This window comes from Flavobacterium sp., from assembly GCF_040379285.1.
Lineage (GTDB): Bacteria > Bacteroidota > Bacteroidia > Flavobacteriales > Flavobacteriaceae > Flavobacterium.
On record NZ_JBEILJ010000080.1, the window covers coordinates 1 to 7,244 of the forward strand.

At 42.8% G+C, this 7,244-nt stretch carries 7 protein-coding genes; 5 read left to right on the forward strand and 2 right to left on the reverse strand.

Annotated features, from left to right (window positions below):
* Positions 1 to 336: 336 nt before the first annotated feature.
* From ABWO12_RS11745 to ABWO12_RS11755, 3 genes are all read left to right on the forward strand, one after another.
* The gene (locus tag ABWO12_RS11745) at positions 337 to 726 is read left to right on the forward strand and encodes a hypothetical protein (RefSeq protein WP_353089166.1); all 390 of its coding nucleotides are present in this window, start codon (positions 337 to 339) and stop codon (positions 724 to 726) included.
* A gap of 98 nt (positions 727 to 824) precedes the next feature.
* Complete coding sequence (locus tag ABWO12_RS11750; protein ID WP_353089168.1) at positions 825 to 1,433, forward strand: SOS response-associated peptidase; 609 nt, start codon at positions 825 to 827, stop codon at positions 1,431 to 1,433.
* A gap of 61 nt (positions 1,434 to 1,494) precedes the next feature.
* A complete protein-coding gene (locus ABWO12_RS11755; protein ID WP_287781562.1) occupies positions 1,495 to 1,881 on the forward strand; it encodes a DoxX family protein in 387 nt (128 codons plus the stop codon).
* Here ABWO12_RS11755 and ABWO12_RS11760 read toward each other — a convergent pair.
* The gene (locus ABWO12_RS11760) at positions 1,878 to 2,435 is read right to left on the reverse strand and encodes an acyl-CoA thioesterase (RefSeq protein ID WP_353089171.1); all 558 of its coding nucleotides are present in this window, start codon (positions 2,433 to 2,435) and stop codon (positions 1,878 to 1,880) included. The two genes, ABWO12_RS11755 and ABWO12_RS11760, sit on opposite strands and share 4 nt — an antisense overlap.
* A gap of 68 nt (positions 2,436 to 2,503) precedes the next feature.
* Entirely contained in the window at positions 2,504 to 3,880 is a 1,377-nt protein-coding gene (locus ABWO12_RS11765) for a hypothetical protein (RefSeq protein WP_353089173.1), read from the reverse strand.
* 340 nt (positions 3,881 to 4,220) lie between these two features.
* On the opposite strand from ABWO12_RS11765, the gene ABWO12_RS11770 reads away from it, so the two are divergent.
* Both ABWO12_RS11770 and ABWO12_RS11775 read left to right on the forward strand, forming a co-directional pair.
* A complete protein-coding gene (locus ABWO12_RS11770; RefSeq protein WP_353089175.1) occupies positions 4,221 to 4,652 on the forward strand; it encodes a MarR family winged helix-turn-helix transcriptional regulator in 432 nt (143 codons plus the stop codon).
* A 26-nt stretch (positions 4,653 to 4,678) separates the two neighbouring features.
* Entirely contained in the window at positions 4,679 to 7,069 is a 2,391-nt protein-coding gene (locus ABWO12_RS11775) for a 3-hydroxyacyl-CoA dehydrogenase/enoyl-CoA hydratase family protein (RefSeq protein ID WP_353089177.1), read from the forward strand.
* The last annotated feature ends 175 nt before the right edge of the window (positions 7,070 to 7,244 follow it).

Genomic DNA, 7,244 nt, shown 5'->3' on the forward strand with positions numbered 1-7,244 from the left:
CGGAGCGCAGGCAAGATTGCAACGAACGACCCGACCCCGAGGCAGTTAATTTCATTAGGAAGATGGAAGGGATTTCGAGGGGGCGCGCCCTGATTAATGTGGCAATGGGGGAATGTGCCAATGAGGCGATGTGGCAATGGGTCAATGAGTCTATGGGGCGATGTGTTTAAAGGTCTAAACGATTGTAGTGGAAAGGCAGGGAGTACCGTTGAACAGACGGAAATTTGATTATCAACAATTTAACTTTTAAAACCGTTAATAACTTCATTTTACAATTGTTAAAATATTGTTTTAACCCTTTAATTTTAATGGAGTTAACCAATAAACTATTTGACTATGAATTTGAAAAAACTTTTGGGAGGCGGAATCGTCGGAGGGATTTCTTTTTTTCTGTTGGGTTGGATTACGTATGGCATACTTTTGAAGGACTATTTTCCGCAACAAGAGGGCACTGAAAACCTAACGTTTATCTTCTTAGGATCAATGTGCTATGGTTTTTTATTTGGTTGGATTTTTCAACTTAATGAGGGGATTGGTAAATGCGGCTCTGGCATTAAAGCTGGTTTTGGAATTGGTTTGTTCTCAGCTCTCTATGTCAATTTTTTTCAGGGGATGAATAAGCCTTCCCTTGACATTCAAATGATGGTAATCGACACGCTTACCATGCTTATTATTTCGGCTTTAATGGGTGCTATCGTGGCTGTGGTCAACGGTAAACTCAGCTAAGTATATTGAATTGGGTTAGTGGAAAACACGAATCGTTGGGTTCGTGTTTTTTTATGTACATTCGTGACGAATCGAATACGTGTTTTATGTGTTTTTACATGCAAATGAAAGACCCCAAGCCCAAAGTGGAGGCGCGTTTTCAGGCGAAAGCGGCTCCTGAAGCGTTGTGGCCACAATCGGATTATTTCAACGGTTTTAGTTTCCCAAAGATTGCCCTAATTACCGATGCTGCCCCCGATCAACTGCAAACAAATTTTAGCTGGGGATTACTACCCGCTTGGACTAAAGACATCGAATTTCGAAAAAACACCTTGAATGCACGACTGGAAACCCTGACCGAAAAACCGAGTTTTAAAGATATTCTTCGCCAACGTTGCCTTATTCCGGCCAATGCTTATTTTGATTGGCAATGGTTGGACCCACAAGGAAAAGCAAAACAACGGTATCGTATTCATGCAACGGAGGAATTATTTGCTTTTGCCGGACTTTACCATTGTTGGCAGCATCCCGAAACGGGTGAAACCATCAATACATTTACCCTACTCACTACAGAAGCCAATGCCACCATGGCACATATTCATACGACCAAAAAACGAATGCCTGTCATTGTAAATCGCGAAGATGAACAGCGTTGGTTGCAGCATGCTATCGAACCTAAAGCGTTGGCGTTTCCTTATGATGTGCCGCTTTTGGCGTTTCCTGATTAAAAAATAGTACAACCCGTTGCAACTTTTTTGTATCTTTAGATCATAACCAATACAAAAAACTATGTTAGAACGAAATCATCACTTAGGTTTGCTTATCCTTCGTTTGGCGGTAGGCGGACTTATGCTGTTTCACGGCGTGGCCAAATTGGAACACGGAATTGACTTTATTGAAGAAGCGGTAGGCCCTTTGGCTTATGGCGTTTATTTGGGTGAATTATTGGCTCCTTTGGCAATCGTGTTGGGGTATCGCACCCGATTGGCGGCTTTGGTATTTGGCATCAATTGTATCGCTGCGGTAGCGATTGCGCATTCGACCGATATTTTAAAATTGAATGAATATGGTGGTTATGCTTTGGAATTGCTCGCGCTGTATTTGGTAGGTGCCTTGGCGTTATTTTTTACGGGCGGTGGAGCGCTAGCAGTGTCTAAAAACAGCCGTTGGGACTAATCGTTTTTCCCTTCAAATTTTTGTTCTGCGTGACGTAAAAGCTGTTTGATTAGGGCTTGTTTGTCCTGAATTAATTCTCTTGAAAAAGGCAACTCCGGTAGAGAAATGCCCATGCCTTGCATGACGGTATCCAACGGGGTTGCCTTTCCTTTTTGCACCATACGCAATTCTTTTAAAGCTACGCAGTAAAGTTTCCCTTTTTGGGTGATGACCGATTCGACAAATAATTTATGTTCATCCCAATAGACCAGTTGATTGGAAACCGTGAACTTCTGAAAAAGTTGCAACGAACGGCGATACACTATTGTAGTATTCACTACAGGTGCCATGATTTTATGTTTGAACGCATAGCGAAAAAAGCCACTGCGAATGACCAAATCAAACCGTCCTAATTCCATGTAATTAAGATAGCGCGCATTGTTCATGTGGATATATTCGTCCAAATCGAAAGGGGTTACCCAATAGATATGGGTTACAATGGCCGAAAAATCAGTGATGCGGGGCCGAAAAATACTCCGAAGCAGGAGCCAACATTTGTACACAAAAAGATGCATGGCTTTTTTGACAAAGTACGGCAATCCGAAAGAAATCCGCAACCTTAACCCGAAGTATCAGGAAAAACTTAAAATAATTTAAATACCGTATCGCGGAATTTTTGTTGCCCGTTGACATAAAAGGTACGATCGGCTCGGAGAATCATATTGTAATTATTCCCTAAAAACTCCATAAATCCGCCATGAATTTCAATCGGATAGGGCGTATAGTGTTGCACCTGATCGCTGGGATATTGAAAACGAGGCATCCAAGTTTCCTTTCCATGGGTGGTGGGACTGATTTTTTTGCCTACATAGAGGTGAAAAGGAATACCATGGGTGTCCCAACGCAGGGTATCGCGCGGACCTATCCACAGACAATGGCGAGCGGCTTGGCGTTTTTCTTCGGTTTTGAAAAAGCTATTAATAACGTTTGCATCCGAAAAAAGAAGCACCTCAAAGGGTGACGTATTGATAAACGTTAGACCCGATTCACCCTGAGAGATAATCCGATTTTGGAAAAAATCGTATCCGGTTTGCAGCGTATCGGGATAAGGAGGACCCAATTGAACGCCATTTTTATCGTAATAATACAGCGACGGATAAAATCCTAATTTTTCAAGCTCCTGTTTATTTCGAATGGCTGCTCTTTGCTGCTCGCCATAGTAGGCTGCTCCTACGATGAGGACTCCTATTATCCCTAAAATGATGAGTGTAAACTTAAAATCGCCCATGACCCGCTTACGTTTGCGCTGCTCTTGAGGGTCGGTGGGATGGTAAAATAGGTAGTAAAAGCCTCCAAATAGGATTTCAAAAAAGTTTACGATACCGGGTTTGTTGACACTTTCTAAGATATCCCGCAGTTGCTCGTGTTGTTGCCTGCGGATGTGTTGTACCAATTGGATTAACTTTTTCTCCCCTATTTTTTCAGCCAATTCGGCATAGTAAACAAACAAACGCTCTTCCACATCAACCTTTGAAGCGGTCGTAGCCAATCGGTAGGATTCTAATTTTGATTCCAATTTATTTACTAGCAAACGACGCACTCCCGCGGGCATGATATCGACATAACGCCAGGTGAATTTTAGGTAATAAAAGCGTTCGGCTTCAAATTCCTCGGCAATTAAGGCTTCCCAATCGGGGGTGAGAAAAGCTTCGACATCGGCCGCCAAGCTACTCCATCCGAAAGGTTCATAATCGGGATCGGGATAGGTTTGCAACAAATTGGTATTTTGACGAAAATGATGCGCAAATTCAGGATGTGCATCGAGAAAAGCGAGAATAGGAGGTTGCGTTTTGAGGACTTCTAAAAATTGTGCTTGAGCGTTGACACTCTCGGAAGTGGCGGAAAGTTGACTTTCAATACGCAGGCGTTTTTCAAATTTGATTATACGGTCCGCTGGCCACTGCGAAGGAGGTTCGGCATGGAAGGCTTGAGCAAAGAAATAAGCGTCTAGAAAGGTCATCGGTTTAAAACGGTAAGGTACAATAATTTTAGAAAAACGCGCTTTGAAAGACCTGCGTGAGCGGGTGAAGCGGCATCCTTGGGTGGAGGCCACGAAACCCAAGATACAGCGGAAGACGCGACCCGTAGGGGCACGCCCAAACCTAAAATTTGTTAAAAATAAATAAAATTTTCAACGATAAACCAGAATTTGTAAAATACAACACCTCTTTCCCACATGTTTGACTCCTTTTTTACATATCCCGTAATAATTAGTATGCACGCATAATTTTTTCATTATTTATTATGCGTGCATAGTAATTTTTTTGTAATTTTGAAATAGATTTCGTAACCTAACCTTTATGAAAGAAAAAACAATTGATTACGCACTTCGAGCGACATGGCAAGCGGTAGCACGGATGTACAATGAAGAAGCGTCGAAATACGATGCCTCTATGGCGGTGGGGTTTGCCTTATTGAGCATTGACAAAGAAGAGGGTACGCCTTCCTCCTACATTAGCAACCGCATGGGAATGGAGCCGACGAGTTTAACCCGAACGCTGAAAACCCTTGAGGACAGGGGATTGATTTACCGCGAGAAAAATCCCGAGGACGGACGTGGGGTGCTGATTTTTTTGACGGATGAAGGAAAGTCCAAACGCGAACTGTCGAAAAACACCGTATTACGGTTTAACGAAGTGGTGCGACAGCATGTAACCGACGTTCAACTCACCCATTTTATGCAAGTTACCGAACTCATAAATGACTTGATTGCTGAGAAAAAAATATTTTAAAAACCAACTCCATAGCACACCTATCTATGAAACGAATAATTAAAAAAGTGGCCGTTGTAGGATCCGGAATAATGGGATCGGGCATTGCGTGCCATTTTGCCAATACTGGACTGGAGGTTTTACTGTTGGACATTGTGCCCAATGCGTTGACTCCTGCCGAAGAAAAGAAAGGGCTTACCTTAGAAAGCAAAGCCTTCCGCAACCGATTGGTCAACGACCACTTGGCCAACGCCTTAAAATCAAACCCCTCCCCGATTTACAGTCAGAAGTTCGCTTCCCGCATCACCACTGGAAATACCACCGACGACATGGCCAAAATCACTACTTGTGATTGGGTAATTGAAGTGGTAGTTGAACGATTGGACATCAAAAAATTGGTGTTCGAACAAATCGACAAGTACCGTAAACCGGGTACTTTGGTGACTTCCAACACGTCGGGGATTCCGATTCAATTTATGAGTGAAGGACGCAGTACCGACTTCCAGTCGCATTTCTGTGGTACGCATTTTTTCAATCCTGCACGTTACTTGAAGTTGTTTGAAGTCATTCCTGGACCGCAAACGAGTCCCGAGGTCATTGACTTCTTATTTGAGTACGGTTCCAAATTTTTAGGAAAAACCTCGGTCATCGCCAAAGATACGCCTGCCTTCATCGGTAACCGTATCGGAATTTTCGGCATCATGAGTTTGTTCCATCAAGTGAAAGAATTGGGCTTGACCATCGAAGAAGTCGATAAATTAACTGGTCCGGTTATTGGTCGCCCGAAATCGGCTACATTCCGCACGGTAGATGTCGTGGGACTCGATACGTTGGTGCATGTGGCGAATGGATTGTATGACAACTGTCCGAACGATGAAGCTCATGATTTGTTCCAATTGCCCGAGTTCATTAAGAAAATGATGGAAAACCAGTGGTTGGGAAGCAAAACCAAGCAAGGGTTTTACAAAAAAGAAGGCAAAGATATTCTTTCGTTGGATTTGGATACGTTGGAATACCGTCCCAACAAAAAAGCATCGTTTGCAACCTTGGAACTTACCAAAACCATTGACAAAACGATCGATCGTTTCAAGGTTTTAGTGAAAGGAAAAGACAAAGCCGGCGATTTCTACCGCAAGAATTTTTCGGCCATGTTTGCCTACGTATCCAACCGTATTCCCGAAATCTCTGACGAGTTATATAAAATTGACGATGCCATGAAAGCCGGTTTCGGTTGGGAAAATGGACCCTTCGAAATTTGGGATGCCATCGGAGTAGCGAAAGCGATTGAAATCATGCAAAACGAAGGCTATCAACCCGCCACTTGGGTCAACGAAATGATTGCTTCGGGTTCGACGTCATTTTACACGGTAAAAAATGGCGCAACCTATTTCTATGACATTGCTTCAAAATCGTACGCCAAAAAACCAGGCCAAGATAGTTTTATCATTTTAGATAATATCCGTGACAACCAGAAAGTATGGGGCAACAGTGATTGCACGCTCTTCCACTTAGGTGATGGTATTTTGAACTTAGAATTCCACTCCAAAATGAACACCATTGGGGGTGGCGTTTTGACGGGCATTAATAAAGCGATTGATTTAGCCGAAAAAGAATACCACGGTTTGGTCATTGGTAACCAAGGATCAAATTTCACGGTAGGCGCCAACATCGGAATGATTTTCATGATGGCGGTAGAACAAGAATACGATGAATTGAACATGGCCATCAAACTATTCCAAAACACGATGATGCGTTGCCGTTACTCTTCTATACCCGTTGTTGTTGCGCCGCATGGCATGACCTTGGGTGGCGGATGTGAAATGACCATGCATGCCGACCGCGTGGTCGCTGCTGCAGAAACCTATATCGGTTTGGTGGAATTTGGTGTTGGGGTAATCCCTGGCGGCGGAGGCTCCAAAGAAATGACCTTACGTGCCGCCGACCTATTCCGTAAAAATGATGTGGAATTGAATGTGTTGCAAGAGTATTTCTTGACTATTGGTATGGCCAAAGTGGCAACTTCTGCCTACGAAGCCTTTGACCTTGGTATTTTACAAAAAGGAAAAGATATTGTAGTGGTGAACCGTGACCGTCAAATTGCCACGGCGAAACAAATTGCGTTGCAAATGGCCGAACAAGGCTACACCCAACCTGTGCAACGCAAAGACATTAAAGTGCTCGGAAAACAAGCGCTTGGAATGTTCTTGGTGGGCACCGATCAAATGGTGGCCGGTCAGTACATTTCGGAACACGACCGCAAAATTGCGAATAAACTGGCCTATGTAATGGCTGGTGGGGATTTATCGGAACCAACCTTAGTCTCTGAACAGTACTTGTTGGATATCGAACGGGAAGCCTTCTTGAGTTTGTGTACCGAACGCAAGACGTTGGAGCGCATTCAGTTTATGTTAACCAAAGGAAAACCACTACGTAATTAATAATCTAAATGTTGAATTTTAAATTATAAATGTCTTTTTAGTACACGACAAAAAACATAATTGATTAAAAATCAATAAAATAAGTTCTTAAAAATTTTGACAAAAAGCTGATATTCAGTATATTAAAGGATTATTTCTCAAGTAATGCCTTTAAAAAAGAACATCAGCTTAGTAC

Bases quoted from the DNA above. Each gene is read 5' to 3' on its own strand.
- ABWO12_RS11745 (WP_353089166.1), top strand. From the start codon at position 337: ATGAATTTGAAAAAACTTTTGGGAGGCGGAATCGTCGGAGGGATTTCT.
- ABWO12_RS11750 (WP_353089168.1), top strand. From the start codon at position 825: ATGCAAATGAAAGACCCCAAGCCCAAAGTGGAGGCGCGTTTTCAGGCG.
- ABWO12_RS11755 (WP_287781562.1), top strand. From the start codon at position 1,495: ATGTTAGAACGAAATCATCACTTAGGTTTGCTTATCCTTCGTTTGGCG.
- ABWO12_RS11760 (WP_353089171.1), bottom strand. From the start codon at position 2,435: ATGCATCTTTTTGTGTACAAATGTTGGCTCCTGCTTCGGAGTATTTTT.
- ABWO12_RS11765 (WP_353089173.1), bottom strand. From the start codon at position 3,880: ATGACCTTTCTAGACGCTTATTTCTTTGCTCAAGCCTTCCATGCCGAA.
- ABWO12_RS11770 (WP_353089175.1), top strand. From the start codon at position 4,221: ATGAAAGAAAAAACAATTGATTACGCACTTCGAGCGACATGGCAAGCG.
- ABWO12_RS11775 (WP_353089177.1), top strand. From the start codon at position 4,679: ATGAAACGAATAATTAAAAAAGTGGCCGTTGTAGGATCCGGAATAATG.